The sequence below is a fragment of the Ruegeria sp. F11 genome (genome assembly GCF_056533855.1).
This window is the reverse complement of the sequence record NZ_JBQFOW010000002.1, coordinates 310,897-334,720: the sequence shown is the minus strand read 5'-3', so window position 1 is coordinate 334,720 and position 23,824 is coordinate 310,897. Positions and strand designations below refer to the sequence as shown.

The 23,824-nt window shown below is 61.6% G+C and carries 27 protein-coding genes; 9 read left to right on the top strand and 18 right to left on the bottom strand.

Annotation, left to right across the window (positions count from 1 at the left end):
• Positions 1 to 16: 16 nt before the first annotated feature.
• Positions 17 to 1,051: an NAD(P)/FAD-dependent oxidoreductase gene (locus ACR0NJ_RS04205; protein ID WP_480815881.1), complete on the top strand. Its 1,035-nt coding sequence runs from the start codon at positions 17 to 19 to the stop codon at positions 1,049 to 1,051.
• On the opposite strand, the gene ACR0NJ_RS04200 is transcribed toward ACR0NJ_RS04205, so the two are convergent.
• From ACR0NJ_RS04200 to ACR0NJ_RS04185, 4 genes are all read right to left on the bottom strand, one after another.
• The gene (locus tag ACR0NJ_RS04200; RefSeq protein ID WP_480815880.1) at positions 1,043 to 1,837 is read right to left on the bottom strand and encodes an HTD2 family dehydratase; all 795 of its coding nucleotides are present in this window, start codon (positions 1,835 to 1,837) and stop codon (positions 1,043 to 1,045) included. The genes ACR0NJ_RS04205 and ACR0NJ_RS04200 overlap by 9 nt on opposite strands.
• Complete coding sequence (locus ACR0NJ_RS04195) at positions 1,827 to 2,384, bottom strand: NADPH-dependent FMN reductase (RefSeq protein WP_480815879.1); 558 nt, start codon at positions 2,382 to 2,384, stop codon at positions 1,827 to 1,829. The genes ACR0NJ_RS04200 and ACR0NJ_RS04195 overlap by 11 nt, the downstream gene beginning before the upstream one ends.
• 88 nt (positions 2,385 to 2,472) lie before the next feature.
• Positions 2,473 to 3,144: a YiaD family glycine zipper/OmpA-like lipoprotein gene (locus ACR0NJ_RS04190; protein ID WP_480815878.1), complete on the bottom strand. Its 672-nt coding sequence runs from the start codon at positions 3,142 to 3,144 to the stop codon at positions 2,473 to 2,475.
• Between the two features lie 122 nt (positions 3,145 to 3,266).
• Positions 3,267 to 3,914, bottom strand: coding sequence for an RluA family pseudouridine synthase (locus tag ACR0NJ_RS04185; RefSeq protein ID WP_480815877.1), 648 nt, complete (start codon positions 3,912 to 3,914; stop codon positions 3,267 to 3,269).
• A 97-nt stretch (positions 3,915 to 4,011) separates the two neighbouring features.
• On the opposite strand from ACR0NJ_RS04185, the gene ACR0NJ_RS04180 reads away from it, so the two are divergent.
• Both ACR0NJ_RS04180 and ACR0NJ_RS04175 read left to right on the top strand, forming a co-directional pair.
• Positions 4,012 to 4,422 carry a nuclear transport factor 2 family protein gene (locus ACR0NJ_RS04180; RefSeq protein ID WP_480815876.1) on the top strand — a complete coding sequence of 137 codons (411 nt, stop codon included), beginning with the start codon at positions 4,012 to 4,014 and terminating at the stop codon, positions 4,420 to 4,422.
• Positions 4,423 to 4,424: 2 nt separating this feature from the next.
• Complete coding sequence (locus tag ACR0NJ_RS04175) at positions 4,425 to 5,135, top strand: SGNH/GDSL hydrolase family protein (RefSeq protein ID WP_480815875.1); 711 nt, start codon at positions 4,425 to 4,427, stop codon at positions 5,133 to 5,135.
• On the opposite strand, the gene rarD is transcribed toward ACR0NJ_RS04175, so the two are convergent.
• From rarD to ACR0NJ_RS04125, 10 genes are all read right to left on the bottom strand, one after another.
• Positions 5,126 to 6,031, bottom strand: a complete 906-nt coding sequence (gene rarD, locus ACR0NJ_RS04170; protein WP_480815874.1) for an EamA family transporter RarD — start codon at positions 6,029 to 6,031, stop codon at positions 5,126 to 5,128. The two genes, ACR0NJ_RS04175 and rarD, sit on opposite strands and share 10 nt — an antisense overlap.
• Positions 6,032 to 6,284: 253 nt before the next feature.
• Positions 6,285 to 8,738 (bottom strand): GcvT family protein, encoded by a 2,454-nt coding sequence (locus ACR0NJ_RS04165; protein ID WP_480815873.1) that lies wholly within the window; start codon positions 8,736 to 8,738, stop codon positions 6,285 to 6,287.
• 89 nt (positions 8,739 to 8,827) lie between these two features.
• On the bottom strand, positions 8,828 to 9,787 hold the full coding sequence (locus ACR0NJ_RS04160) for a GlxA family transcriptional regulator (protein WP_480815872.1): 960 nt from the start codon (positions 9,785 to 9,787) through the stop codon (positions 8,828 to 8,830).
• Between the two features lie 9 nt (positions 9,788 to 9,796).
• On the bottom strand, positions 9,797 to 10,690 hold the full coding sequence (locus ACR0NJ_RS04155) for a homocysteine S-methyltransferase family protein (protein ID WP_480815871.1): 894 nt from the start codon (positions 10,688 to 10,690) through the stop codon (positions 9,797 to 9,799).
• Positions 10,691 to 10,702: 12 nt separating this feature from the next.
• Positions 10,703 to 11,755 (bottom strand): alcohol dehydrogenase family protein, encoded by a 1,053-nt coding sequence (locus ACR0NJ_RS04150; RefSeq protein WP_480815870.1) that lies wholly within the window; start codon positions 11,753 to 11,755, stop codon positions 10,703 to 10,705.
• A 3-nt stretch (positions 11,756 to 11,758) separates the two neighbouring features.
• Positions 11,759 to 12,235 carry a cupin domain-containing protein gene (locus ACR0NJ_RS04145; protein ID WP_480815869.1) on the bottom strand — a complete coding sequence of 159 codons (477 nt, stop codon included), beginning with the start codon at positions 12,233 to 12,235 and terminating at the stop codon, positions 11,759 to 11,761.
• An 18-nt stretch (positions 12,236 to 12,253) separates the two neighbouring features.
• Positions 12,254 to 14,701 (bottom strand): GcvT family protein, encoded by a 2,448-nt coding sequence (locus tag ACR0NJ_RS04140; RefSeq protein WP_480815868.1) that lies wholly within the window; start codon positions 14,699 to 14,701, stop codon positions 12,254 to 12,256.
• 15 nt (positions 14,702 to 14,716) lie between these two features.
• Positions 14,717 to 15,097 carry a GFA family protein gene (locus tag ACR0NJ_RS04135; RefSeq protein WP_480815867.1) on the bottom strand — a complete coding sequence of 127 codons (381 nt, stop codon included), beginning with the start codon at positions 15,095 to 15,097 and terminating at the stop codon, positions 14,717 to 14,719.
• A 4-nt stretch (positions 15,098 to 15,101) separates the two neighbouring features.
• Positions 15,102 to 15,725: a LysE family translocator gene (locus tag ACR0NJ_RS04130; protein WP_480815866.1), complete on the bottom strand. Its 624-nt coding sequence runs from the start codon at positions 15,723 to 15,725 to the stop codon at positions 15,102 to 15,104.
• Positions 15,726 to 16,295, bottom strand: a complete 570-nt coding sequence (locus ACR0NJ_RS04125) for a helix-turn-helix domain-containing protein (protein WP_480815865.1) — start codon at positions 16,293 to 16,295, stop codon at positions 15,726 to 15,728.
• A gap of 115 nt (positions 16,296 to 16,410) precedes the next feature.
• Between ACR0NJ_RS04125 and ACR0NJ_RS04120 the strand changes: the two genes are divergently transcribed.
• Positions 16,411 to 16,686, top strand: a complete 276-nt coding sequence (locus ACR0NJ_RS04120; RefSeq protein ID WP_480815864.1) for a DUF1294 domain-containing protein — start codon at positions 16,411 to 16,413, stop codon at positions 16,684 to 16,686.
• A gap of 121 nt (positions 16,687 to 16,807) precedes the next feature.
• Here ACR0NJ_RS04120 and ACR0NJ_RS04115 read toward each other — a convergent pair whose 3' ends face one another.
• Both ACR0NJ_RS04115 and ACR0NJ_RS04110 read right to left on the bottom strand, forming a co-directional pair.
• Positions 16,808 to 17,260, bottom strand: coding sequence for a GAF domain-containing protein (locus ACR0NJ_RS04115; RefSeq protein WP_480815863.1), 453 nt, complete (start codon positions 17,258 to 17,260; stop codon positions 16,808 to 16,810).
• 95 nt (positions 17,261 to 17,355) lie between these two features.
• A complete protein-coding gene (locus tag ACR0NJ_RS04110; protein WP_480815862.1) occupies positions 17,356 to 18,528 on the bottom strand; it encodes a thiolase family protein in 1,173 nt (390 codons plus the stop codon).
• Between the two features lie 100 nt (positions 18,529 to 18,628).
• Here ACR0NJ_RS04110 and ACR0NJ_RS04105 point away from each other — a divergent pair, with 100 nt between their 5' ends.
• From ACR0NJ_RS04105 to ggt, 3 genes are all read left to right on the top strand, one after another.
• A complete protein-coding gene (locus ACR0NJ_RS04105; protein ID WP_480815861.1) occupies positions 18,629 to 18,967 on the top strand; it encodes an STAS domain-containing protein in 339 nt (112 codons plus the stop codon).
• Between the two features lie 19 nt (positions 18,968 to 18,986).
• A complete protein-coding gene (locus tag ACR0NJ_RS04100) occupies positions 18,987 to 19,436 on the top strand; it encodes an ATP-binding protein (protein WP_480815860.1) in 450 nt (149 codons plus the stop codon).
• A gap of 216 nt (positions 19,437 to 19,652) precedes the next feature.
• The gene (gene ggt / locus ACR0NJ_RS04095) at positions 19,653 to 21,230 is read left to right on the top strand and encodes a gamma-glutamyltransferase (protein WP_480815859.1); all 1,578 of its coding nucleotides are present in this window, start codon (positions 19,653 to 19,655) and stop codon (positions 21,228 to 21,230) included.
• Between the two features lie 35 nt (positions 21,231 to 21,265).
• Here the strand turns inward: ggt and hspQ are convergent, their stop codons facing one another.
• On the bottom strand, positions 21,266 to 21,592 hold the full coding sequence (gene hspQ, locus ACR0NJ_RS04090; RefSeq protein ID WP_480615732.1) for a heat shock protein HspQ: 327 nt from the start codon (positions 21,590 to 21,592) through the stop codon (positions 21,266 to 21,268).
• An 81-nt stretch (positions 21,593 to 21,673) separates the two neighbouring features.
• On the opposite strand from hspQ, the gene ACR0NJ_RS04085 reads away from it, so the two are divergent.
• Both ACR0NJ_RS04085 and ACR0NJ_RS04080 read left to right on the top strand, forming a co-directional pair.
• Positions 21,674 to 22,555 (top strand): AEC family transporter, encoded by an 882-nt coding sequence (locus ACR0NJ_RS04085; protein ID WP_480815858.1) that lies wholly within the window; start codon positions 21,674 to 21,676, stop codon positions 22,553 to 22,555.
• Positions 22,556 to 22,616: 61 nt separating this feature from the next.
• Positions 22,617 to 23,198 (top strand): transglycosylase SLT domain-containing protein, encoded by a 582-nt coding sequence (locus ACR0NJ_RS04080; RefSeq protein WP_480815857.1) that lies wholly within the window; start codon positions 22,617 to 22,619, stop codon positions 23,196 to 23,198.
• A 13-nt stretch (positions 23,199 to 23,211) separates the two neighbouring features.
• Here the strand turns inward: ACR0NJ_RS04080 and ACR0NJ_RS04075 are convergent, their stop codons facing one another.
• Positions 23,212 to 23,808 (bottom strand): LolA family protein, encoded by a 597-nt coding sequence (locus tag ACR0NJ_RS04075; protein WP_480815856.1) that lies wholly within the window; start codon positions 23,806 to 23,808, stop codon positions 23,212 to 23,214.
• Positions 23,809 to 23,824: the final 16 nt, after the last annotated feature.

Here is a 23,824-nt window from a genome sequence, read left to right as displayed (position 1 = left end):
GAAAAGGGGATTGGCAATGGTCGATGTGACGGTGCGGGGCGCGGGGATTTTCGGCCTGTCCATCGCCTGGACCTGCGCCCGACGCGGCGCGAAGGTTCAGATCGTCGATCCCTTTGGTCCCGGTACGGGCTCCAGCGGCGGGCTGGTGGGCGCTTTGGCCCCGCATGTACCGGAAAACTGGAACGCCAAGAAGGCGTTTCAGTTCGACAGTCTGATCATGGCCGAACCGTTCTGGGCACAGGTCGAGGCAACAGGCGGCGTGTCGGCAGGCTACGGGCGTCTGGGGCGCATTCAGCCGATCCCGGACCAGCGTGGGCTCGATTTGGCGCGACAGCGGCGGGAGACGGCGCGTGATCTGTGGCAGGGGCGTGCCGAATGGCGGGTGATCGAAACCGCCGAGGCTGGCGCGTGGTGCCCGCCCAGCCCGACGGGCTATGTCATTCACGACACCCTGACCGCGCGCTTGCACCCACGGCGCGCCTGCGCGGCGTTGGTTGCGGCGCTGGCGGTGAAGGGCATTGAAGTGGTTCCCGAAGCGCCCGACGCGGGGAGCATCATCCACGCAACCGGGCTGGCCGGTCTGCTGGACCTGAACGCGGCCTTTGGCAAAACTGTTGGCAACGGCGTCAAAGGACAGGCAGCCTTGCTGCGTTTCGATGCCGGTGACGCGCCACAGCTATTTGCCGACGCCATCCATATCGTGCCGCATGCGGACGGAACGCTGGCCATCGGTTCAACCTCCGAGCGGGAGTATGACGACCCAACCAGCACCGACGCCGCGCTTGATGACGTTCTGGACCGCGCCACCCGCGCGGTGCCGCTTCTGCACGGAGCCGAGGTGATCGAGCGTTGGGCGGGCGTCCGCCCCCGCAGCAAAAGCCGCGCGCCGATGCTGGGGGCGCATCCCCTGCACCAAGGCCAGTTTATCGCCAATGGCGGGTTCAAGATCGGCTTTGGCATGGCCCCGAAAGTGGCCGAGGTCATGGCCGATCTGGTCCTTGAAGACCGCGATACGATCCCCGAGGATTTCCGGGCCGAGGCGTCACTCTGACCGGGCCACGGCCTGCATGCATTGGCGGCCATCGGGGCCACGCACCCACAGGTTCGGGCCGTTTCTGCACGGTTCCGACGTTTCAAAATGCATCAAGGGCGCGGTGGCGCGGAAGGAAAACGCTGTCAAAGGCCCTGCCAGGTCCTCGGCAAACAACATCAGGAGCTGCGCCAGCAACGGTCCGTGCACGACCAGCCCGTCATAGCCTTCGACATCGCGGGCATAATCCAAATCGTAGTGGATCCGGTGCCCGTTGAACGTAAGCGCCGAATAGCGGAAGAGCAGGGTGGTGTCGAACCTGAGCTCTCGCCGGTCTGTCTCGTCCGTTCTGGCCACCGGAGGGGTCGGTTTGGCCGCGTTCTCGGACGGGTCGTCGCGATACACAAGGTCCTGCCATTCGGTCAGACGCAAGTTACCCGCCTGCCAGATTTCGTGCCGCAGGGTGACAAAGCCAAGCGGGCCGGACCGCCCGACCTTGGTGCTTTGGCTGTCCAGCACCGACCGCCGTTCAGCCGGAACCCCTGCGATCAGCGGGGCACGAAACTCCAACCTGCCCCCGGCCCACATCCGGCGGGGCAGGCCCATATCGGGGATCAACGCATCGCCGACACGGGGGTGGCCATCTCGGCCCAACTGTTCCGGCGCGCGGGCCGTCCAAAAATACAGGTGGTGGAAGAAGGGCGGCAGTGCAGACCCTTCGGTGATCACGCCATCCCGGCCCAGCGCCGCTTGCAGGGCGGCAGCCCGCGCCGGGTCCATCACATCGGTTTGCGCGTCACGAGGCATCGGGGCAGTTTTGACTCATGTCCCGCAGCTTCTCCATCAGCTTGTGCAGCGCTGTTTCGTAGCGATGGTTGGTCAGCCTGCCCTGCTCGTCAAACTCGTTCGAACTGCTGGCCAGATGAATCTCGGGCCCCTGCAGGATACGCGGCTGGAACGGCACCATATAGGCGCGCAGGATCATCTGCGCCCGTTCGCCCCCGGCCCGGCCCGCGGCGGCGGACATTACGGCTACCGGCTTATCGACCCACGGGTTGCCCTTGGTCCGGCTGACCCAGTCCAACGCGTTCTTCAGAACCCCGGACGGCCCTTTGTTGTATTCCGGCGTTGAGATAATCACCGCATCGGCCTGCACGATCTGGTCGGCCAGTGTCTGAACGGCGGCGGGGATGCCCTCGCCTTCCTCCAGATCGCCGTCATAGAGCGGCAGGTTCAAATCCGCCTCGATGAAGCTGGCAGGGTCGAACAGCCGCGCGGCTTCGCGCAGCAGTTTGCGGTTGGTGGCGTTTTGGCGCAAAGACCCGGACAGGCCAAGCAGGACCGGTTTGGACATCAGGGGAAACTCCGTTTCAGTGTTTCCCCATAGTAAACCGCGAACCGCCGGAACCAAACCCTGTTTGATACACAACCCCTGCGCAGGATCAGGCGTTGCCACTTGGAACCACGATGATCTCGACCCGGCGGTTCTGCGCCTTTCCAGCAGGCGTCAGGTTCGAGGCAATCGGATTGTTCTCGCCCTGACCGATGGTCGAGATACGGTTAAAGCTCACGCCATTTGCTTGCAGAATGTCTGCCACCGCATTGGCGCGGCGCACCGACAGGCCCTGATTATAGGACGCATCGCCGTCGCTGTCGGTATGGCCGATGATCTGCACGTTCGAGTTGGGGTAGTTCACCAGGTTCTGCCCCACCTTCACCAGATCGGACCGCAGCGCCGGACGCACGGTCGCGCTGTCGGTGTCAAAGGTGATGTCGTTGGGCACGGTCACGATCAGCCGATCACCTGCGTTTACGATGGTGATGCCGTCATTGGCCAGCTGCTGGCGCAGTTCTGCCGCCTGTTTGTCCAGTTGATTACCGATCAGGCCGCCTCCGGCAGCACCGATGGCCCCTCCGGCCAGCGCCCCCAGCAACGGGTCCGAGCCGTTTGCGATGGCCCCAACACCGGCCCCCACGAGGCCACCCAGAATCGCGCCTTGCTTGGTGTTCTGGTTGGGATCGCTCGGCACGCTCAGCGTTCCGGGATCGGTACATGCGGTCAGGGCCATGGCCGAGCACAGCCCGGTGGCCAGAAAAAACTTGGAAATCGTCATGATATCACCTTCTGCTCCTGTACCCGTTTGCCGGGTTTGGTTCGTTTGACCCAGTATATCACGCTGCGCTACGTCAGGCTCAAGCAACAATACGGTGAAATCGGCAAATACCTGCCAAATGGTTAGAAATCGGCAGAGGCGCGGAATTTCATCGAAATACCGCCCTCGGGGTGTTTCAGGCGCAATTCCTCGGAATGCAGCATCAGCCGGGGGAACTCCAGCGCCGGTCCGGTGGCATAGAACGGATCGCCAAGGATGGGATGCCCCAGCGCCTGCATGTGGACCCGTAACTGGTGGGACCTGCCGGTCTTGGGAAACAGACGCAAACGCGTGCTGTCGTCCTCATGCTTCACGACGTGCCAGTCGGTGACGGCGGGTTTGCCGGTGTCATGACACACCATCTGCCGCGGGCGATTGGGCCAGTCCACGATCAGAGGCAGGTCCACAGTCCCGGTCTTGGGCGCGACCTTTCCCCAGACGCGGGCAACATAGGTTTTACGTGTCTGGCGCTTTTCGAACTGAAGGCCAAGGTGCCGCTGCGCATGGGGTGTCTGGGCAAACACCATAATCCCCGAAGTATCGCGATCCAGCCGGTGCACCAGCAGCGCCTGCGGAAAGCTCGCCTGAACGCGGGTCAGCAGGCAATCGGCCAGATGGTCCCCTCGCCCCGGTACCGACAACAGGCCCGAGGGTTTGTTCACCACGATCAGCTGCGCATCTTCATGCAGCACGTCCAGCGGCGTTGTCGGGGGATCATAGGTCTCGGTCATGCGGGCCTGCCTATCGCAGCGCGCCGCTTCCCGCAACGTCGTCCTTGTCTGCGCGGCGGCCATCGGCAAATCTTGCGTTAAGGATAACGGAGGTGACATGCACCCAACAATCAAACGCTTGCAAGAAGTGGTCGCCAAGGGCGATGAAACCCTGATCCACGCGCTTCTGGCCGAGGATGTCCGGTTCCTGCCGCCAACCTATTACAGCACCTGGACAGGCCGCGCGCCGGTGGCGGCGGTGCTGGGCCATGTGGGTCAGGTCTTCTCGGACTTCCGCTATCGTCGCATTATGGGCGACGGCACCGACTGGGCGCTAGAGTTTCAGTGCAAGGTCGGCGATCTGGATGCGATTGGCGTCGACCTGATCACCCTGAACGACGAAGGCCTTGTTCAGACCTTCGAGGTCGTCATGCGCCCCTACAAGACCATCGGTGCCCTGCGCGAGGCGATGATGGCGCGGGTGATGAAAGACCCCCGCTTTCTGGAATACAAAGACGCGCTGAGTTGATCATGCCCGGACCGATTGCCGCCGACCAAATTCTCAGGGTGCCGCTGCTGCCGGTGCTAGCGGCCCAGGGCCTTTCCGTGCGCCGCAAAGCGCAGATGCTGCCGGAACCTTCGGGCCCGCGCGAAGGGCGCTCAGGCCGAGGTCCGCGCCTGCGTCTGCTGATCACCGGCGACAGCTCGGCCGCAGGGGTTGGGGCGGGCACGCAGGCGCAGGCCTTGTCGGGCCATCTGGTCGCACAACTGGGCCGCCACTATTCGGTCGAATGGCGGCTGGAGGCGACAACAGGGCACACCACGCAGGACGTTCTGAATCGGTTGGAGAAACTGGACGGTTCGTATGATGCGGTGGTGACAGCCCTTGGTGTAAACGATGTAACACGCGGCGTGACCCGTAACAGGTTCATCGCGCGGCAAACCCGTCTGATGGACCTGCTCACCGACGGATTCGGCGCGCGCAAGGTGGTTCTGACCGCCGTGCCGCAGATGAGCCGCTTCCCTGCCCTGCCTCATCCTTTGGCCTGGGTTCTAGGACGGCAGGCCGCGCGTCTGGATCAAGGCTTGCAGCAGGTCGTCGCGCGCTATCCGCAAGCCCGCCACTTGACGCTGGACTTGCCCGACGATCCGGCCTTGGCCGCGCCAGACGGCTATCACCCCAGCCCCAAAACCTATGAAATTTGGGCCAAAGAGGCGGCCCGGCTTCTGCATCAGGCCTGAGCCCGCGCCTGCCGGATCATCGGGATTGAGTAGACCACCAAAGCGGCCCAGATCAGCGGAAACGCAATCAAGCGGCCCCGGTCGATCTGCTCGCCAAACACGGTGACGGCGGTGATGAAGATCATCGTCGGTGCGATGTATTGCAGGATGCCCATGGTGGACAGGCGTACCAGCTTGGCCCCATTGGCATAGACCAGCAACGGAACCGCCGTCACGATCCCTGCCCCTGCCAGCAGCATGGTGTCACTCGCAGCGGCCCCGAAATGGCCCGTCCCTTTTGCGCCCAGCCAAGTCACATAGGTCAGCGCCGGGATCAGCAGGATCAGTACCTCAAGCAAAAACCCCTGATTGGGGCCGATTGGCAGCGAGCGCTTGAAGAAGGCGTAGAACCCCCAACTGACCATCAGTCCCAGCGCCGCCCAGGGCAGTTGTCCGGCCTCAACCACCAGAACAAGTACCCCCATCGCGGCCAGCCCAACGGCCACCAGTTGCGTCCGGTTCAGCGGCTCGCGCAGCAGGATCGCGCCCAACGCAATACTGAACAGAGGGTTGATGTAATACCCAAGCGCCGCATCCAGCGCATTGCCCGAGGAAATCGCCCAGACATAAATCGCCCAGTTCACCGAGATCAGCGCTGCCGTCAAAGCTGCCATCGCCAGCATCTTCGGATTGCCCAGCGCCGCCCGGATATCTCGCGTCCGCCCCAGCGCGACCAGAAGCAGGCCAGCCACCGGCACCGACCAGATGATGCGGTGCGCCACAATCTCGACCGGCCCGATATGCGCCATGGCTTTCATGTAAAGCGGCAGAAACCCCCAAAGGACATAGGCCGTCACGGCCAGCGCCAGCCCTTTCGGCGTGTCGGCATTGTTCGGTGGGACAGGTGCGTCAGCCACAGGTGGTCTCCGGTTGATACCGCGCCTGTTTAGGGCAGATCAGGGTGGGTTGGGAACTGCGAAAACCGTGAAGACCCACATCAAAATTTGTGAACTGTCACGCGCGTGGCTATGCGATCGCTTTGCGAGGCTCTGCCTCGCGCTCCGGGATATTTAGAGACAGATGAAGGAAGGATCCCCTGTTCATCTGTCTAAAAATATCCCGGGGGAGTCGCCCGGAACGGGCGGCGGGGGCAGAGCCCCCAACCACATGTCAAACCTTCACCCGTTCAGATTTGGGATCGTACATAGGCCTAAGCGATGCCTCGGCCTTGACCTTCACCCCACAGACATCAATCTCGTAGCCTGAGGCCAGAACGTCAGCCGCCTTTTCACCCTCGCACGGCACATAGCCCAGACCGATGGCGCCGCCCAGCGTGTAGCCGTAGTTGCCCGAGCTGAGGTAGCCTACATATTCGCCATCCCGTACAATCGGTTCGTTGTGGAATAGTAGCGGTTCTGGATCGCTAAGTTTGAACTGGACCAGGCGGCTCTTGGGGCCGCTTTCCTTGCGTGCGATCACCGCCTCGCGCCCGATGAAGTCACTGCCCTTGTCGGTTTTGACAGCAAAGCCGAGGCCCGCATCTACCACATGATCCTCGCAGGTGATGTCATGGCCGAAATGGCGGAAGCCTTTTTCGATCCGGCAGCTATCCATCATATGCATGCCGCACAGCTTCAGGCCCATGTCCTGCCCCGCCGCGTACAGGGTTTCGAACACATGCCCGGCCATGTCGGACGAGACGTAAATCTCCCAGCCCAATTCGCCCACATAGGTCACGCGATGCGCGCGGGCGAGGCCCATGCCGATCTCGATCTCCTGCGCGGTGCCAAAGGGATTTGTGGCGTTCGAGAAATCACTGGGTGAGACCTTTTCCAATAGCGCGCGCGCGTTGGGGCCCATGACGGCCAGAACACCCTCGCCTGCCGTGACATCCGTGATCACCACGTTGAAGCTGCCCTTGTGGCGCATCATCCAGGTTTGATCGGCCAGACGGGTGGCGGCGGGGGTGACAACCAGATAGGTGGTCTCGGACAGGCGGGTGACGGTGACGTCCGCTTCGATCCCACCCGTGCGGTTCAGGAACTGGGTGTAGACGATTTTGCCAGCAGGCACGGCATAATCACCGCCGCCGATATAGTTCATGAACTTTTCAGCATCCGGGCCTTCGACACGGATTTTGCCGAATGAGGACATGTCGTACATGCCCACATTCTCGCGCACGGCGCGGTGTTCGGCGGCCGAGTTTTCGAACCAGTTCTGACGTCTCCAGCTATACTGGTATTCGCGCTCCTGTCCTTCATTGGCAAACCAGTTGGCGCGCTCCCAACCGGCCAGTTCACCCATCACCGCGCCCTGTTCCAGCAGGTGTTGGTGGAACGGCGTCCGCCGCACCCCGCGCGCAGTGGCTTTCTGGCGATAGGGGTAGTGGTCGGCGTAGAGCAGGCCCAGCGTCTCTTTCGACCGTTCGAACAGATACTGCTTGTTGCCCTGAAACGGCTGCATCCGGCTGATGTCCACATCGCCCAGATCGAAGGGCTTCTCACCCGTATCCATCCATTCGGCCAACGCCATGCCCGCACCACCACCTGACTGGATACCGATCGAGTTGAAACCGGCCGCGACCCAGTAATTGTCCATCTCGGGCGCGAGGCCCAGATGGTAGGCATCGTCGGGCGTGAACGATTCCGGGCCGTTGAAGAAAGTGTGAATACCAGCCTCGGCCAGCATCGGCATGCGGTTGACCGCGGCTTCGAGGATCGGTTCGAAATGATCGAAATCTTCCGGTAGCTGATCAAATTCGAAACTGTCCGGGATGCCGTTCATCGCCCAGGGCTTGGCGTTGGGTTCGAACGCGCCCAGCAGGATTTTGCCTGCGTCCTCTTTGTAGTAAGCACATTCGTCCGGCACGCGCAGCACCGGGAGTTGCGACAGGCCGTCGATGGCCTCGGTCACGATATAGAAATGCTCGCAGGCATGGAGGGGCACGTTCACGCCAGCCATCCGACCAACTTCATGCCCCCACATGCCCGAGCAGTTCACCACCATGTCGCATTCGATATGGCCCGAGGCGCTGCCATCGTCCGCCACCCAATCCACGCCGGTCACGGTGCGGCCCTGTTTGGCGATGTCGGTGACCTTCACACGTTCCTTGATAATCCCGCCGCGCTGCCGCGCGCCTTTGGCTAGTGCCAGGGCGATATTGGCCGGGTCACCCTGCCCGTCCAGCGGCAGGTAAACGGCACCTTTGACACCGTCGACATTCAGATGCGGGTACATCTCTTTGACACGCTCGTTCGAGATTTCCTCGACCTCGACCCCAAAGGCGCGCGCCATCGCCGCCTGACGGTAAATCTCTTCCTTCCGCTCTTCGGTCAGCGCAACGGTGATGGACCCGCAGCGCTTGAACCCCGTCGCCACGCCGGTTTCTTCCTCAAGCGAATTGTAAAGTTCCTGAGTGTACTTTGCCAGTTTGGTCATGTTGGCCGTCGCCCGTAACTGCGCGATCAGGCCAGCTGCATGCCAGGTGGTGCCGCTGGTCAGTTGCTTGCGCTCCAACAGCACAACATCGCTCCAGCCCTTTTTGGTCAGGTGATAGGCCACCGAGCATCCGATGACACCGCCGCCGATGATGACCACGCGGGCCTTGCTGGGAAGATCGACCATCCTGATGCCTCCGCCGTTTCAGGTTTTTCCCTGAATGGCACGAAAGATCGGCAGGAAATCCATCAAAAACGTCAGAAAATGCGTAAAAATCACCCCTGCGCTGCCTGCCGCTTGCCGCGCCGCATGACAAACGGAGTGACGCCAAAGAAGCTTTTGTAGACCGAGGAAAACCCGTTCGGAAAACCGCAGGCCAGCCCGATCTCCCGCACGCTCATCGTGGTGTTGAGCAGCAGGTTGTTGGCCTTGGCCAGCCGCATTTCGCGATAGAAACCGTTGGGGGTCGTCCCAAAAAACGTCCTGAACTTGCGTTCCAGAGACCGGTTCGACAGATGCAACGTATCCACGATCTGCTGAATCGGCAGAGGGTCCTCGATATTGGCCTGCATCAGTTTGATGCACTGATCCAGCTTGGCGTCGCCAGTGACGGTGGTTTTGACCCCAGAGAACGGTTGCATCGACGAAAAGTCGCGGATGTTTTCGTGCAGCATGATATCGGCGACGGTCATCTTGGCGGGCCCCGAGACGTGCCGCCCGATCACCGCCAGAGCAACATCCGTTGTCGCCTCCATCCCGGCGCAGGTCACGACCGCGCCGTGTTCGGTGGCGATGGACAGCTTGGCCTCGAACCGCGCGCCGCGTTCGCGCAGGAATGAGGCGTTTTCCCAATGGGTCGCCAGATCAGCGGTGCCCTGTTCATCGATATACCGGCTGGCGGCTTCGGCCAGCAAAAACACCTGCGCGCCACGATAGGTGTAATCCGACACGATCCGGCCCAGCGACAGGTCGGGCTGGTCGGGATCTGAATTGCCGATGACGAACAGATAATCAGCCTTGGGCTGGGGCAGGATGGCTTGGGTCGAAACTGTCGCTTCACTGCTGCTGGTCACCGATCCGCCGCGCAGCGACCGGTAGGTGAAGCTGAACGGAGGGGTTGGGCACACCCGGTTGGCAACGCGCAACACCTCGACCAGAGACGCCAGTTCCAGCAGGACAAACCCGGGTGCGACCAGTATGTCGAAATGGCGGGTGCGGGGCTCGGGTGGGCTCATCGGTGCCCCTCAGACAACCCGATGCCCGGCAGACCGAAGCGCCTCGGCCAAGGCACCGATATGATCCGGGCCGATTTCGCAGCATCCGCCCACAATCGTCGCCCCTTGCGCAACCCAACGCATGACATGTTCCGTATAGGCCGCCGGGCCAAGGTCGATCCTCTGGTCTAGAGTGTCCACAGTGGGTGCATCCTGCAGGAACCCGTCAGAGATATGGGTGAAGCCATTGGCATAGGCCCCGAAGGGCAGCCCCATCCCCGACAGGATCTGCAACGCGGCCGGGATCGCCTCGGGGCGTGAGCAGTTGATCAGCAGGGCGTCGGGCCGGTACCGCTCTATCAACGGGGTGATATCGCCAAGCGCCTCGCCCGACCGCAGCCGGGTGCCGTCATCGTCCATGACCGACAGGGCCAGCCAGACCGGTTTGCCCCCGCCCTGAGTGCCACGCAGGGCTCCTTCCGCTTCGAGCACCGAGGATACGGTTTCGATCAGAAACAGGTCCACGCGATCCGACATGAGGCCAACCAGTTCGGCGAATTTCACGGCGGCCTCTGCCGGGTCGGGCTGCAGATCAGGGCGGTAGCTGGCCAGCAAAGGGCCAAGCGCCCCGGCGATCCGGCCTTGCGTACCCTGCCGCGCGGCCTGCGCTTGGGCCAGGGCGGCGTCGATCAGGGTGGCCAGTTGATCCTCCATCCCCGCACGCACAAGGCGCGAGCGGTGGATGGCATAGGTGTTGGTGGTGGCAACTGTCGCACCGCGGCGGAAGTATTCGGCGTGGACCTGAGCGACCAGTTCGGGATGGTCGATCATCACTCGAGTCGACCAAAGCGGTGTCGGCGTTTGCCCGCTGAGCTTAACCAGTTCCTGCCCGATTGAGCCGTCCAGAAGCGTGATATCTGCCATGTTAACTCTTTCTCATGGGATCAGGACAAGCTTTCCCGGAAACGCCTTGGATTGGAAGTCTTCCTGTGCGGTTACGATATCCCTCAGCGGATAGGTTTTGGAAACCAGGGGTTTGATCCGCCCCTGATTGATCAACTCGACCAGACGGCCAAACACTTCGGGCGACTGATGGGTGCAGCCATGGATGGTGATGTCGCGCAGGTAGATGTCGCGCAGATCGGCCTGAACGATCGGCCCGGCAATCGCACCCGAAACGGCATAGGCCCCGCCCGGTTTCAGGGACAGAACCAAATCCGGCCAGACGGGCCCGCCAACCACGTCGATGACCACATCGAAAATGTCCTGCGGCAGCGGCGCGCCCCGGTCGAACGTGTCAACAGCGCCTTGTTCCTTGACCACATCCGCCTTGGCAGCCCCCGTCACGCCCCAGACCGACGCCCCCCGCAACCGGGCCAGTTGCACAGCGGCCAGACCGACGCCGCCCGAGGCCCCGGTGATCAGCACCTTATGCCCGGCGGTCACGCCTGCGCGGGTCAGCAGGTTCTCGGCAGTGCCGAATGCGCAGGGAATGGCGGCGATTTCGACGTCTGAAAGCGGTGAGGCGGTCACATCATACAGGTCATCCGCCTGAACCAGACAGTATTGGGCAAACGCCCCGTCCATCTCGGACCCCAGAGCGATAAACCCGAACGGGTTACCGGGGCGCGGGCGTGGCAGGTTGATCGGGCAGGTCACGCGCTGACCGGGTTGGAACCCGGTCTCGGGGCCAGCCACCTCGACGATGCCGCACAGATCGCCGCCCTGAATGCGCGGGAAGTGTAGGGCCCCGCCCCAGCCCCCGGCCTCGACCTCTTGATCGACCGCATCGGTGGCCCCGGTCACGTCCGAGGAATACCAGCCAACCCGTGTGTTGATATCGGTGTTGTTGACCCCGGCGGCGGCCACCCGGACCAGCACCTGACCGGGCTCCGGTTTCGGCACCGGAATATCCGCGCGCCAGTCCAGCGCATCGGGGCCGCCGTGGTGGGTCAAATAAACGCCAGACATGGTGGTCGGGATCGTCATGCGTTAGCCCTCATCATCAGGATGGGGCGGGACGGGGCCCAAGGGGATGATGTCATAGCGGGCGTTCAGTTCGGCCATTTTGGCCTCTTCGGCGAAATCCGCCTCGGTCATCGTTGCCAGTTCCGCCAGAAAGCCGTCGAAGCCCGAAGGCTGAAAGATCATCAGCATCTTTGCTGGTGCATTTTCCGCAACGCGGCAGGCATGTGGCACACCCGCAGGGACATGCATCGTTGTACCAGCCGTGCAGCGGTGCCAGTCGCCATCGACGTAGAAATCCACCGCGCCATCCAGAAAATAGAATGTCTCGGCATGGTTGTCATGGCGATGAAGGCCAAGCGCGAAGCTGACCTTCAGATTATCTTCCATGAGCGTATAGGCCCCGCCCGTGTCATCGCCCGAGACCTTGACGAAGGTGTGGTCATTTTCCCAGTCGTAGTTGGGACCCTCACCGGGCCCCAGCATGGCGTATCGTTTGCTCATGGCCTTCCCTTTTGGGTGTTATGCGCGCAGCCGCTCGTTTGTGGGATCCCAGAGCGGCTGATCCTCCTGTACCACAGCGCGGCATTTTTGGCCGTAGATTTCAACCTCGAGCTCGGTTCCCGGGTTCGCCAGTTCCGCCCTGATCATCCCCAACGCGATGGATTTGCCGACGCGATAGCCCCATGCGCCCGAGGTGGTCTCACCAACGATCTGATCACCCTGCCAGATGCAGGACATATAGGGCGCATCGCACTCCCCCGCATCCACGGTCAGGGTGACGAAGGATTTCTTCACCCCCTGCTGCTTTTCGTTCAGGATCGCGGCCTTGCCGGGGAAGTCCTGCGGTTTGTCTAGCTTGACGAAGCGTTCCAGCCCGCCTTCGAGCAGAGAGTAATCGGTCGACAGATCACCCTTCCACGCACGGTATCCTTTTTCGATGCGTAGCGAGTTCAGGGCGTACATGCCGAACGGCTTGGCCCCAGCCTTAAGAATTGCGTCATAGATCGAGGGCATGTCTTCGTTCAGCGCGTGCACCTCCCAGCCCAGTTCCCCGGCAAAGGACACACGGATCAGATGGGCAGGCTGTCCGGCCACGGTCGCAAACTGATGGGTCAGCCAGCCGGAGGACAAATCGGCATCCGTCAGCCCCGACAGAACCTCACGCGATTTCGGGCCAGTGACGATCAAGGTGTCACGCGTGGTGGTGACATCCTCGACGCTGACACCTGCGGGCATGGCGTTCACAAGAATATCCCGGTCATGCCATTGTGCGGTGGCGGCGGTGATCATGACGAACACGTCCTCGTCCAGACGCAGGCAGGACATCTCGGTCAGAATCCGGCCGCGAACATCCGAGATATAGACCAGGTTGATGCGCCCGACCTTGGGCAAGCCACCGGTCACCAGACCGCGCAGAGCCTCGGCCGCACCATCGCCCTTGACCATGAAGCGCGAGAAGCCGGGCAGGTCCAGCACGCCGCAATGGTCGCGCACGGCCTCGCATTCCTCTTTCACCCGCCGCTCCCACGGACCCGAGCGGCCCCATGTATGCGTGGCCTCAAGCGAGATATCGTCGCCGGGTTTGGCGAACCAGTTGGCCCGCTCCCAGCCGTTATAGGCGCCCATGACGCCGCCCAGTTCCCTGACCTTGGCATGCACGGGCGAGACTTTCTTGTCCCGCGCCGCAGGCCATTCATGATGCGGGAAGTGCATGGCGTATTCGTTGCCATAGACCTCAATGCCTTTCTGGTTGCAGTAGTCCTGATCGGTGTAATCAGTGTAACGGCGCGGATCGACGGCCCACATGTCCCACTCGGTCACGCCATCGACGATCCATTCGGCCAGCACCTTGCCTGCGCCTCCGCCTTGCGCGATGCCGAAGGTAAAGCTGTGCGCCTCAAACGCGTTTTTCACGCCCGGCATCGGGCCGATCAACGGCAGACCATCGGGCGCATAGGGGATCGGGCCATTGATCACACGCCCCACGCCCGAGGTCGCCATCAGCGGCACCCGCTCCATCGCGTCGGTAACGATGTCTTCGATGCGGTCCAGATCATCGTTCCACAGCTGGAAGCTGAAATCCTCGGGCATCGGATCATCTTCGGTCATCCAATGACCCTTGCAGTTGGGCTCGTAAGGCCCAAGGTTGAAGCCGTTCTTCTCCTGCCGCAGGTAGTACGAGATATCCACGTCACGCAGCAGCGGCAGCTTGCCGCCGTGTTCCTTTGACCAAGCTTCGAGCTCGGGCACTTCGTCGGTCAGCAGATATTGGTGGCTCATGACCATGGCCGGAACGGTGCGCCCACCGAAGGGTTTGAACATCTCCCCCACGCGCTGCGCGTAGTAGCCAGCGGCGTTGACAACATAGTCGCAGGCGATATCGCCCTTGTCGGTGTGCACAGTCCATGTGCCATCGTCATGCTGGGTCACGCCCGTCGCCGGGCAGAAGCGGATGATCTTCTGGCCCATATCGCGCGCGCCTTTGGCCAACGCCTGCGTCAGCTGCGCCGGGTCGATATCCCCATCGGTCGGGTCGTACAGCACACCCTCAAGGTCATGGGTTTCAAGGAACGGATAGCGCTCTTTCGCCTGCTCCGGGGTCCACATCTCCATCGGGATGCCCTGATAACGGCCCATGGACATGGCGTGCTCGAACTCCTGCATCCGCTCTTTGCTGTGCGCCAGACGGATGGAGCCCGAGACGTGGTAGTTCATCGGGTAATCGACCTCATCCGCCAAACGCGAATACAGCTCGGTTGAATAGCGCTGCATATTCATGATCGCCCAGGAGTTCGAGAAGGTCGGCACGTTGCCCGCCGCATGCCAAGTGGACCCTGCCGTCAACTCGTTCTTTTCCAGCAGAACGCAGTCGGTCCAGCCCTTCTTGGCCAGATGATAAAGCGACGAGCAGCCGACAACGCCGCCGCCGATGATGACCACACGGGCCTTGGTTGGAAAATCACTCATGCGCTTGGTTCCCTGTCAATGTGCCCGCTGGGGCAGGTCGTCCTGAATGTCGTAGTAATCGCCCTTGTCGGCGACAAAGATGTGCTGGGCGAGTTTCAACCCGGTGGGCTCGTCCAGAGACCCCACAGAGATCGCGATCGTGTCCTCGTCATTGTGCTGCCAGAACAGGAACGAACCGCACGCGCTGCAGAACCCGCGCTTGGCGATATCCGAGGCGCGATGCCAGCCCAGCGTGTCGCTGGCGGTGAAGCTCAAGTTGTCCTGATGCGTCACGGTCGAGGCCCACAGATGCCCCGACTGCCTGCGGCACTGTCCGCAATGGCAGGCATTGGGCGGGGTGAGGTCTCCGTCAATGGTGAATGCGACCTTGCCGCACAGGCAGGAACCAGTGTGCATGTCTTTACCCCTTTGCACTGGGCGTTGTGCTGGTGCCCAGCAACACGCCGTAGATGATGAAACAGGCCGCCATCACGCGGCGGACCCAGATGTTGAACACGGCCCCCAGCGCCGCCTTGCCCATCAGCGCACCCAGAAGGGTGAACCCGGTGTAGCTGAGCGTTGTGATGACCAGCGCGGTCGGCATTATGACTGACATCTGCTGCCAGATCGGCACCTCGGGCTGTACGAATTGCGAGAAGGCCGCGAGGTATCCGGCGACGCTTTTGGGGTTGATCGTCGCCACCGCCAGAGCGTGTAAATAGACATGGCGTGCGGGGCGTTCCGAGGCGGGTGCGGGTTTCGACGCATTCGTCCAGCCGCGGATGCCCATCCAGATCAGAAAGCCCGCCCCGATCAGCTTGGCCATGAAAAACCCGGTGGGAGAGGCCGCAATCAGCGCCGTGATCCCCAGCGCCGACAGGATCAGAAACGCGCTGGCCTGTGTCAGAATCGCCAGAACGCCCAGCATGGCCTTGCCAAAGGGCAGGCTCATCCCGTTCGAGATACAGTTCACGGCATTCGGCCCCGGCGTGGTGACAAACACCACCCAGAACAGCGCGAATATGGTCCAGGCCTCAAAACTCATTCAATACACCGGCGGGGCGATGACCCAGATGGCCACGGCGGGTTCGTCATAAGGGTTGGCCCAGTGATAGGGCTCGTGCCGGATGCGGAAACTATCGCCAGGACCGACCGAGAACTGCCGTCCTCCGATCGTCAGGTCCAGCCGGCCCGAGACCAGATAACCGACCTCTTGCGTCGGGCGGTCGGCGGGGGTTTGCATGCGCGAGCGGGGTTTGAAGGTGGAATGCACCATCTCGAAATCATCGGTCAGATCAGGCGAGAGCAGTTCTTCGATCAGCCCTTCCTCGCCCGAGCCCATCGGTCGGCGCGAGCCTGCGCGCACCACATAACCCTGCTCCTCGGCCGGGGCGGCGGAATGGGCGAACAGCATCGACATCGGCACACCCAGACAATCCGCGATCTGCCGCAGATCCGAGATCGAGGGATCGGACTTGTCCCGCTCGACCTGGCTGAGCCATCCGACCGAGCGGTTCAGCTTTTCCGCAATCTCGGTCAGCGTCAAACCCCGCGCCTTGCGCAGGGCCCGGATATCCGCACCCAGGGTTGCGCTGTTGGGGGCTTGGGCGTTCACGGGGACTCCGACTCTTGTGAAAATTTCGTCACGATTTTCACGATGGGGCGAATCGGTGAAATTTCCAAGTGTTTTTTCATTTGCCGCCTGAAACCGGCTTGGCTATGGGTTTAGCATGTGGATTGCCGTGATGTACCTTTGGGCCATTAATGCCGTGACTTTGATCGCATTTGGCTGGGACAAAGCCCGCGCGGGACGACGCAAGCGCAGGATTGCCGAACGCAGGCTGCTGTGGTTGGCCGCGCTGGGGGGCAGCCCCGGCGCAGTGCTTGGGCGGTGGATGTTCCGGCACAAGACACGCAAGCGCGGATTTTCCACGTGGCTCTTCGTTATTCTGGGGTTTCAGGCCGTGCTATGTGCAGTGGTTGCGGACCCCACGTTGATTCAATGAACCGCGCAAGACTGCCTGTCTACGGAATGTGACCCGACGCAGAACCGGATATGCCCTTGAGGGCCATCAAGGCAATACTCCTGATGCCTGATCGGCGAGCAGGTCGGCCAGTCTCAGCGGGTCAAGCCCCGAAGACCTGCGCCAGAATAATGCTCAGTCGCTCTGCGTCCTCGTGTGTGAACGCATCCGGCTGGTCGCTGTCGATATCGAAAACAGCGATGATGTTTCCCGTCGCATCGCGCACCGGCAGAACCAGTTCGGACCGGGTTGAAGTGGCGCAGGCGATATGGCCCGGAAACGCGTCCACGTCCGGGACCAGCTGAACCTCGCCCGTTCGCGCCGCCGCGCCGCAGACGCCGCGATCAAAGGGGATGACGAGGCATCCGTGGCCGCCCTGATAGGGGCCGATCTTGAGCAGGTTGGGCTCGGTCACGCGGTAGAACCCGGTCCAGTTGAAGCGGTCATCGGCGTGGTGAACCTCGCAGGTGATTGTCGCCATCAGGGCGATCTGGTCGGTTTCGCCTTCGGTCAGAGCAGCGATGGTTTTGGTCAGCGTGTCGTAGTCAACGTTCATGGCAGGGTTTCTTGGTATCCGAGGGGTGGGGGCGCTGCCCCCTCTTGAGCCTACGGCTCAATTCACCCCCGCCGTATTTGAAACAAGAAGAAGGGTCAAATGCGTTCTATGGCGATGGCCGTGCCTTCGCCGCCGCCGATGCAGATGGCGGCGACGCCGCGTTTGAGGCCTCGTTTCTCCAGCGCGTTCAGCAGAGTGACCATGATCCGTGCGCCGGATGCGCCGATCGGGTGCCCAAGCGCGCAGGCCCCGCCGTTCACGTTCACCTTCTCGCGCGGCAGGCCCATTTCCTGCATGAAGGCCATGGGGACAACGGCGAAGGCTTCATTAACCTCCCACAAATCCACGTCGTCTTTTGTCCAGCCGATACGTTGCAGCAGTTTTTGTGCGGCCGGAATCGGGGCAGTGGTGAAGAGGCCCGGTGCCTGGGCGTGGGTTGCATGACCCAGAATGCGGGCGCGGATGGTCAGGCCCTGCGCCTGAGCGGTGTCGGCCGAGGCCAGAACCAGCGCTGCCGCGCCATCGGAGATCGACGAGGAGTTGGCTGCCGTGACCGTTCCGTCCTTGCGGAAGGCGGGTTTCAGGGTCGGAATTTTCTCGGGCCGGGCGGATTTCGGCTGTTCGTCGGCGTCCTGTGTAACCTCTCCCTTTCGGGTCTTAATGAGGACCGGCGTGATTTCATCGCCGAACGCGCCGCTTTCCTGCGCGGCAAGGGCGTTTGACAGGGATTTCAGGGCGTATTCATCCTGCGCCTCGCGGGTGAACTGATAGGTTTCGGCGCAGTCTTCGGCAAAGGTGCCCATCAGGCGGCCCTTGTCATAGGCATCCTCGAGCCCGTCGAGGAACATGTGATCGACCACCTGACCATGGCCGATGCGGGCCCCGCCGCGCATTTTGGGCAACAGGTAGGGCGCGTTGGTCATGCTCTCCATCCCGCCCGCGACCATCGTGTCCACGTGGCCCAGCGCGATCTGGTCAAAGGCGATCATCGCCGCCTTCATGCCCGAGCCGCACATCTTGTTGAGCGTCGTTGCGGGCACCTCTTCGCCAAGCCCCGCCGCAAAACCGGCCTGCCGCGCGGGGGCCTGGCCCTGACCGGCGGGCAGGACGCAGCCCATCAGCACCTCATCCACCGTTTGCGTTCCGGCCTGCTGCAGCGCTGCGCGGATTGCGGTGCCGCCCAGATCGGCGGCGGCGACCCCGTCGAACATGCCCTGAAACCCGCCCATCGGTGTGCGGGCCGCCCCTGCGATTACGACGTCTTTCATCCCGATTTTCCTCCTGCTTGTTCGGGCATGAATACCGAATGGTAAGATTTGCCGTCTAGCGTATTTCTACGACGCAAATTCAGATTGGGGGCGGTTGAACATGGGATTGACCAGCACAACGACCGGCACAACACAGATTATCAAGGTTCATACCGACCGAATTGATGCGGCGATGGCCATTCAATTCAAGGAAGACATGCGCAGCGAGACCGAAGCAGATGCGACACGGGTTGTGCTGGACCTGTCGGGGGTGGAATTCATCGATTCCAGCGGGTTGGGTGCGATTGTCGCCTCGATGAAGCAACTGGGACAAGATCGCAGGCTGGATCTGGCGGGCCTGCAGCCGGTTGTTGAGAAAGTGTTTCGCTTGACGCGCATGGACACGGTGTTCCGGCTGTTCGCCACATTAGACGACGCGGTGTCAGACCCTGTGGATTGATCTCGACAGGAGTGAGCGCGTGAAACCCATCTGTGACGAAACCTGCATGGAATTGACCTTTCCCGCCACAGCGGCAGAGGCCAGCGCCGGGATTGCGCAGCTCAGCGCCGGGCTGGCAAAGCATGGTCTGCCCGCGCATAAGGCCGGGGATGTCAGAATTGCACTGGCCGAGGCGATCAACAACGTTGTCGAACATGCCTATGCCGGAATCGCGGCGGCGAATGTGCAGGTGTCGTGCCGGCTGGACCAGGATCAGCTGGACATTCTGATCACCGACACCGGGAATCCACTGCCGGGGGGCCAGTTGCCGGATGGGGTTCCGGCGCGTATCGGGTCGTCTGTTCAGGACCTGCCGGAAGGCGGGTTTGGCTGGTTTCTGATTCACCAACTGACCAGCGATATCCGGTATGAGCGGCGTCAGGGATGCAACCTGTTGTCGATGCGTTTTGACTTCGACTGCCATGATTGACCGCAAATGGCCACAATAAGGCCTCTTTCGAACCATTGTAGCGCCCAAAACGAGCATCATACCTAGTCTTGTAGCTCAGATAGCTTCCCTCGGCGCCACTAATCACAGCCCCCACCCAGTGACCGGCGCCGAGGAACTTCTCCCCCCCCTGAAATTGCTGGACAATACCGGATCAGGTTTTACCCTCGCTCCGTTGCAGGTGACAGGAGGGGTAACATGCGGGATTTGCACAAACCGGGTCGGTCCGAAGTTCTGGCGACTGAGGGGATGTGTGCCACGTCTCATCCTGTTGCGGCAAAAGTTGCGCTCGACATTCTGGGGCAAGGTGGCAACGCGATGGATGCGGCGATTGCCGGGGCGGTAGTGCTGGGCATTTGCGAACCGCAGATGACCGGGTTGGGCGGTGATTGTTTTGTGCTGTTCAACCGTGCTGGCGAAAGCGATGTGCGCGCATTGAACGGCTCGGGCCGCGCACCGGCGGCGGCCAGTGCCGACAAGTTGCGGAACAGGGACTTGTCCGCCATACCCTTGAACAGCCCCGATGCCGTGACCATACCCGGCGCGGTTGATGCGTTTTGTCGGTTGTCCGAAACCGAGGGGCGTTTGGGGCTGGATGCGATTCTGCGGCCTGCCATTCGCTATGCGGAACAGGGTGTGCCAGTTGCCCCGCGCGTGGCGTTCGACTGGCAAAGCGGTGCCGATACACTGCAAGGAGCCGCGCGGCGGCACTATCTGATCGACGGCAAGGTACCGGGCACCGGTCAGATTTTCCGCGCCCCCGGTCAGGCCGAGGTTCTGCGCCAGATCGCCCGGCACGGGCGCGACGCGTTCTATTCGGGCGAGATTGCGCAGGACATGATCTCTGCCGTGACCGAACTAGGTGGCGAACACACGGCGGAAGATTTTCAGAACACCCGGTGCACTCCGACTGAACCGCTGAGCGGGGATTATCAAGGCATCGACCTAGTCGAGCATCCGCCCAACGGGCAAGGCGCGACGGCCATTTTGTTGCTGAATATCCTCAAACATTTCGACCTGTCCGGCATGGACCCGCTGGGCGCGGAACGGGTCCATATCGAAGCCGAGGCCACCAAGCTGGCCTATGATGCCCGCAACCGGTTCATTGCCGACCCCGATCATATGTCTCGGACTGAGCATTTCCTTGACCGCGATGTCGCTGCGCAATTGGCGGCCTTGATCGACCCGAAAAAGGCGATGCCCGCCGCCGCTCCGCTGACCGAAGCGATCCACAAGGACACGGTCTATATCACCGTGGTCGACCGGGAGAGAATGGCCGTGTCACTGATCTATTCGATCTTCCACAGTTTCGGATCAGGCATTGCCTCGGAGAAATTCGGCATTCTGCTGCAGAACCGGGGGGCGGGGTTCAATTTGCAGCCGGGTCATCCGAATGAGTTGGGCGGCGACAAGCGCCCCATGCACACGATCATCCCCGGCCTGCTGAAAAAAGGCGGGCGCGTACTGATGCCGTTTGGCGTCATGGGCGGGGCCTATCAGCCGACCGGCCATGCGCGGTTTGTCTCGAACCTCACGGATTTCGGGATGGACCTGCAGGAGGCAATCGATGCCCCCCGTGCCTTTGCCGACGGGCCGGTCCTAAAGCTCGAACGCGGTTTCCCGGAACAGGTCGCGAAACAATTATCGGACATGGGCCATACTATTGAGCAACCGGAAACCCCGCTGGGCGGCGCACAGGCGATCCGAATCCGCGAGGACGGCGTTCTTGAGGGGGCAAGCGACCCAAGAAAAGACGGCTGCGCGTTGGGATACTGAGAATCTGCCCGCCTAAAGGCGGAAGCCGGGATGAATCAATTCAGATGGAAATGCAGCGGGTAAGACCCGTCCTCGAACGGGCCGAACATATTGGGGATATCCGGGTGCTCGACCGGCTCGCCGGAATAGTCGGCGACCAGATTTTGTTCTGAAACATAAGCCACATAGAAGGATTGGTCGTTTTCCGCCAACAGGTGGTAAAACGGCTGTTCCTTGATGGGCCGGCTGTCTTCGGGAATAGCTTCGTACCATTCTTCGGTATTCGAAAACTCGGGGTCCACGTCAAAAATCACCCCTCGAAAGGGATGTTTCTTATGACGGACCACCTGTCCCAGGCCGTACTTGGCGCGTGTCTTTAGCATTTGTTTATGCCCCCAAAGCATTTACTACCTGTTTTCGGGCAGAAAATCCAATCATTGATCCGAAATTCGGGGAAACAGTCTGTGAACCTTCTACTGACAGTGTTCGAAATTGCGGCCCCAGTCTTTCTTTTGGCGGGCGTCGGGTTTGCCTGGGTCCGGCTGGGATTCGAGTATCGTCTTCAATTCGTTACGCGCTTCGGCATGACCCTCGCCCTGCCCAGCCTGATCTTCGTCGCCCTGATGCAATCCGAGATTTCGGGTGGCGATCTGTCGCGCTTCACGGTCGCAACCCTTGTCGCCAACCTGGCTTTGGTAGCCGTGTTCTGGGTGATCGTCCGGGTCCTGAAACTGGATCAGCGCACCTATCTGTCACCGCTGATTTTCGGCAATACCGGCAATCTTGGCCTGCCGCTATGCCTGTTTGCCTTTGGGCAGGCCGGGCTGGGTTATGCGGTGCTGTTTCTGGCCGTATCCATCCTGTTTTCATTCACTTACGGGATCTACCTTGTCGCCGGCAAAGGCGCGTTCGGGCAGGTTATGCGCCAGCCGATGGTCTGGGCGACCATCCTGGGGGCGCTGTTTCTGTGGCGCGGGTGGGAGACGCCTTTGTTCCTGACCAATACGCTTGATCTGCTGGGGCAAATGGCCGTGCCGCTGATGCTGGTGACGGTCGGCGTTGCGGTTGCGAGGCTCAGCACGCGCAGCCTGGGGCGGGCCGTTTGGCTGTCCCTGCTTAAACTGGCGGTGTGTTTCGGGCTAGGCTGGGCCGTCGCGGCAGCATTCGATCTGGACGCCATCGCCTTTGGCGTTCTGGTTCTGCAAATGTGTACCCCGGTCGCGGTGACCTCGTATCTGCTGGCCGAGCGGTTCGGAGCGGATGCCGACGCTGTGGCGGGGATGGTCATGGTCTCGACCCTGCTGTCCGTGGCGGCGCTGCCGATGGTTCTGGCTATGGTTCTGTAGCGATTGTGATTTCCTCAGCGCTCAATCTGCGCTAGAATGCGAAAAAAAAGGCACGAGGCACATGAGCAGAATTCTTATCGTACTCTTCGGGGTGCTGCTTTTGGCATCCTGTGGGGGTGGTTCGAAGCAGCCGCCCAGCAAGTTGAATGACGCGTGCAGCATTGCGCGCGAAAAGCCCGATTACATCAGGGCGTTCAAGAACACCGAGCGCAAATGGGGCGTTCCCGTCCACGTTCAGATGGCCACGATCTATCAGGAAAGCCGCTATCGCCACGATGCGCGCACGCCGCACCGCTATGTGCTGGGCGTCATTCCGATGGGCCGCCAAAGCAGCGCCTATGGCTATGGTCAGGCGCTGGACGGCACATGGGATGAATACCGCCGGGAAACCGGCAAACGCCGGGCCAAGCGAGATCGCATCCGGGATGCCTCGGATTTCATCGGCTGGTACATGAACAAAAGCTACGAGCGGAACGGAATCCATCCCGCCGACACTCGCAACCAGTATCTGGCTTACCACGAAGGCCACACAGGTTACGCGCGCGGCAGCCATAACGGCAAGTCTTGGCTTCTGAACGTCGCAAGTGATGTGGATGCGCGCGCGAACCTGTATCAGGCGCAGTTGGCGACCTGTCGGCACTAAGCCCGAAGGCGGGTCAGCGGTTGCCTGACCCGCTTCGTGCCCTGCTGGAAAACAGGCTCTGATCCAGAGAACCGCCTTCGTTCAGCGCGCCCAAAAGCACGGTTGTCTGGCTGCCCGCGTTGTCATGGATCACCCATTTGCGCAGTTCGACCGGGTTGTCGGTGAACATCAACTCGATCCGGCCCGAGTCGGGGTTCTTGGGGTCCTGCGCAGTCACGATAGTGGCGGTGCCGTCAAAATCGTGGCCCACAACCATATTCGCCTGCCCCAGATTCACATTCCGCGCCAGCACCAGCGACAGCGGGGTCCGTCTCAGCGGGTATTGCTCGGGCGGCTGGTTTGATTTGGGATCGAAGATTTTGACGCTTCCGGACCGCGCCAGAACCACCGCGCTGTTGGGCGGGTCGTATTCGAACCGCATCTTGCCCGGACGTTCCAGCCACAGCTTTCCGGTACTCAGCGAGCCATCGTCATTGACCTGAGTGAACGTCGTCTGAACGGTTTTCAACTCGTTCAGATAGTTGGATATCTGCGACAAGGGCAGTTTTTCAGCGGCCCAAGCGGCGGGCGCGGCCAGTGTCAAAGCAAGGGCAAAAGCAATCTGTTTCATGGCTCACAGATAGGCG

Excerpts from the sequence above, each read along its gene's own strand:
- ACR0NJ_RS04205 (WP_480815881.1), top strand. The coding sequence starts at position 17 with ATGGTCGATGTGACGGTGCGGGGCGCGGGGATTTTCGGCCTGTCCATC.
- ACR0NJ_RS04200 (WP_480815880.1), bottom strand. The coding sequence starts at position 1,837 with ATGCCTCGTGACGCGCAAACCGATGTGATGGACCCGGCGCGGGCTGCC.
- ACR0NJ_RS04195 (WP_480815879.1), bottom strand. The coding sequence starts at position 2,384 with ATGTCCAAACCGGTCCTGCTTGGCCTGTCCGGGTCTTTGCGCCAAAAC.
- ACR0NJ_RS04190 (WP_480815878.1), bottom strand. The coding sequence starts at position 3,144 with ATGACGATTTCCAAGTTTTTTCTGGCCACCGGGCTGTGCTCGGCCATG.
- ACR0NJ_RS04185 (WP_480815877.1), bottom strand. The coding sequence starts at position 3,914 with ATGACCGAGACCTATGATCCCCCGACAACGCCGCTGGACGTGCTGCAT.
- ACR0NJ_RS04180 (WP_480815876.1), top strand. The coding sequence starts at position 4,012 with ATGCACCCAACAATCAAACGCTTGCAAGAAGTGGTCGCCAAGGGCGAT.
- ACR0NJ_RS04175 (WP_480815875.1), top strand. The coding sequence starts at position 4,425 with ATGCCCGGACCGATTGCCGCCGACCAAATTCTCAGGGTGCCGCTGCTG.
- ACR0NJ_RS04165 (WP_480815873.1), bottom strand. The coding sequence starts at position 8,738 with ATGGTCGATCTTCCCAGCAAGGCCCGCGTGGTCATCATCGGCGGCGGT.
- ACR0NJ_RS04160 (WP_480815872.1), bottom strand. The coding sequence starts at position 9,787 with ATGAGCCCACCCGAGCCCCGCACCCGCCATTTCGACATACTGGTCGCA.
- ACR0NJ_RS04155 (WP_480815871.1), bottom strand. The coding sequence starts at position 10,690 with ATGGCAGATATCACGCTTCTGGACGGCTCAATCGGGCAGGAACTGGTT.
- ACR0NJ_RS04150 (WP_480815870.1), bottom strand. The coding sequence starts at position 11,755 with ATGACGATCCCGACCACCATGTCTGGCGTTTATTTGACCCACCACGGC.
- ACR0NJ_RS04145 (WP_480815869.1), bottom strand. The coding sequence starts at position 12,235 with ATGAGCAAACGATACGCCATGCTGGGGCCCGGTGAGGGTCCCAACTAC.
- ACR0NJ_RS04140 (WP_480815868.1), bottom strand. The coding sequence starts at position 14,701 with ATGAGTGATTTTCCAACCAAGGCCCGTGTGGTCATCATCGGCGGCGGC.
- ACR0NJ_RS04135 (WP_480815867.1), bottom strand. The coding sequence starts at position 15,097 with ATGCACACTGGTTCCTGCCTGTGCGGCAAGGTCGCATTCACCATTGAC.
- ACR0NJ_RS04130 (WP_480815866.1), bottom strand. The coding sequence starts at position 15,725 with ATGAGTTTTGAGGCCTGGACCATATTCGCGCTGTTCTGGGTGGTGTTT.
- ACR0NJ_RS04120 (WP_480815864.1), top strand. The coding sequence starts at position 16,411 with ATGTGGATTGCCGTGATGTACCTTTGGGCCATTAATGCCGTGACTTTG.
- ACR0NJ_RS04115 (WP_480815863.1), bottom strand. The coding sequence starts at position 17,260 with ATGAACGTTGACTACGACACGCTGACCAAAACCATCGCTGCTCTGACC.
- ACR0NJ_RS04110 (WP_480815862.1), bottom strand. The coding sequence starts at position 18,528 with ATGAAAGACGTCGTAATCGCAGGGGCGGCCCGCACACCGATGGGCGGG.
- ACR0NJ_RS04105 (WP_480815861.1), top strand. The coding sequence starts at position 18,629 with ATGGGATTGACCAGCACAACGACCGGCACAACACAGATTATCAAGGTT.
- ggt (WP_480815859.1), top strand. The coding sequence starts at position 19,653 with ATGCGGGATTTGCACAAACCGGGTCGGTCCGAAGTTCTGGCGACTGAG.
- hspQ (WP_480615732.1), bottom strand. The coding sequence starts at position 21,592 with ATGCTAAAGACACGCGCCAAGTACGGCCTGGGACAGGTGGTCCGTCAT.
- ACR0NJ_RS04080 (WP_480815857.1), top strand. The coding sequence starts at position 22,617 with ATGAGCAGAATTCTTATCGTACTCTTCGGGGTGCTGCTTTTGGCATCC.
- ACR0NJ_RS04075 (WP_480815856.1), bottom strand. The coding sequence starts at position 23,808 with ATGAAACAGATTGCTTTTGCCCTTGCTTTGACACTGGCCGCGCCCGCC.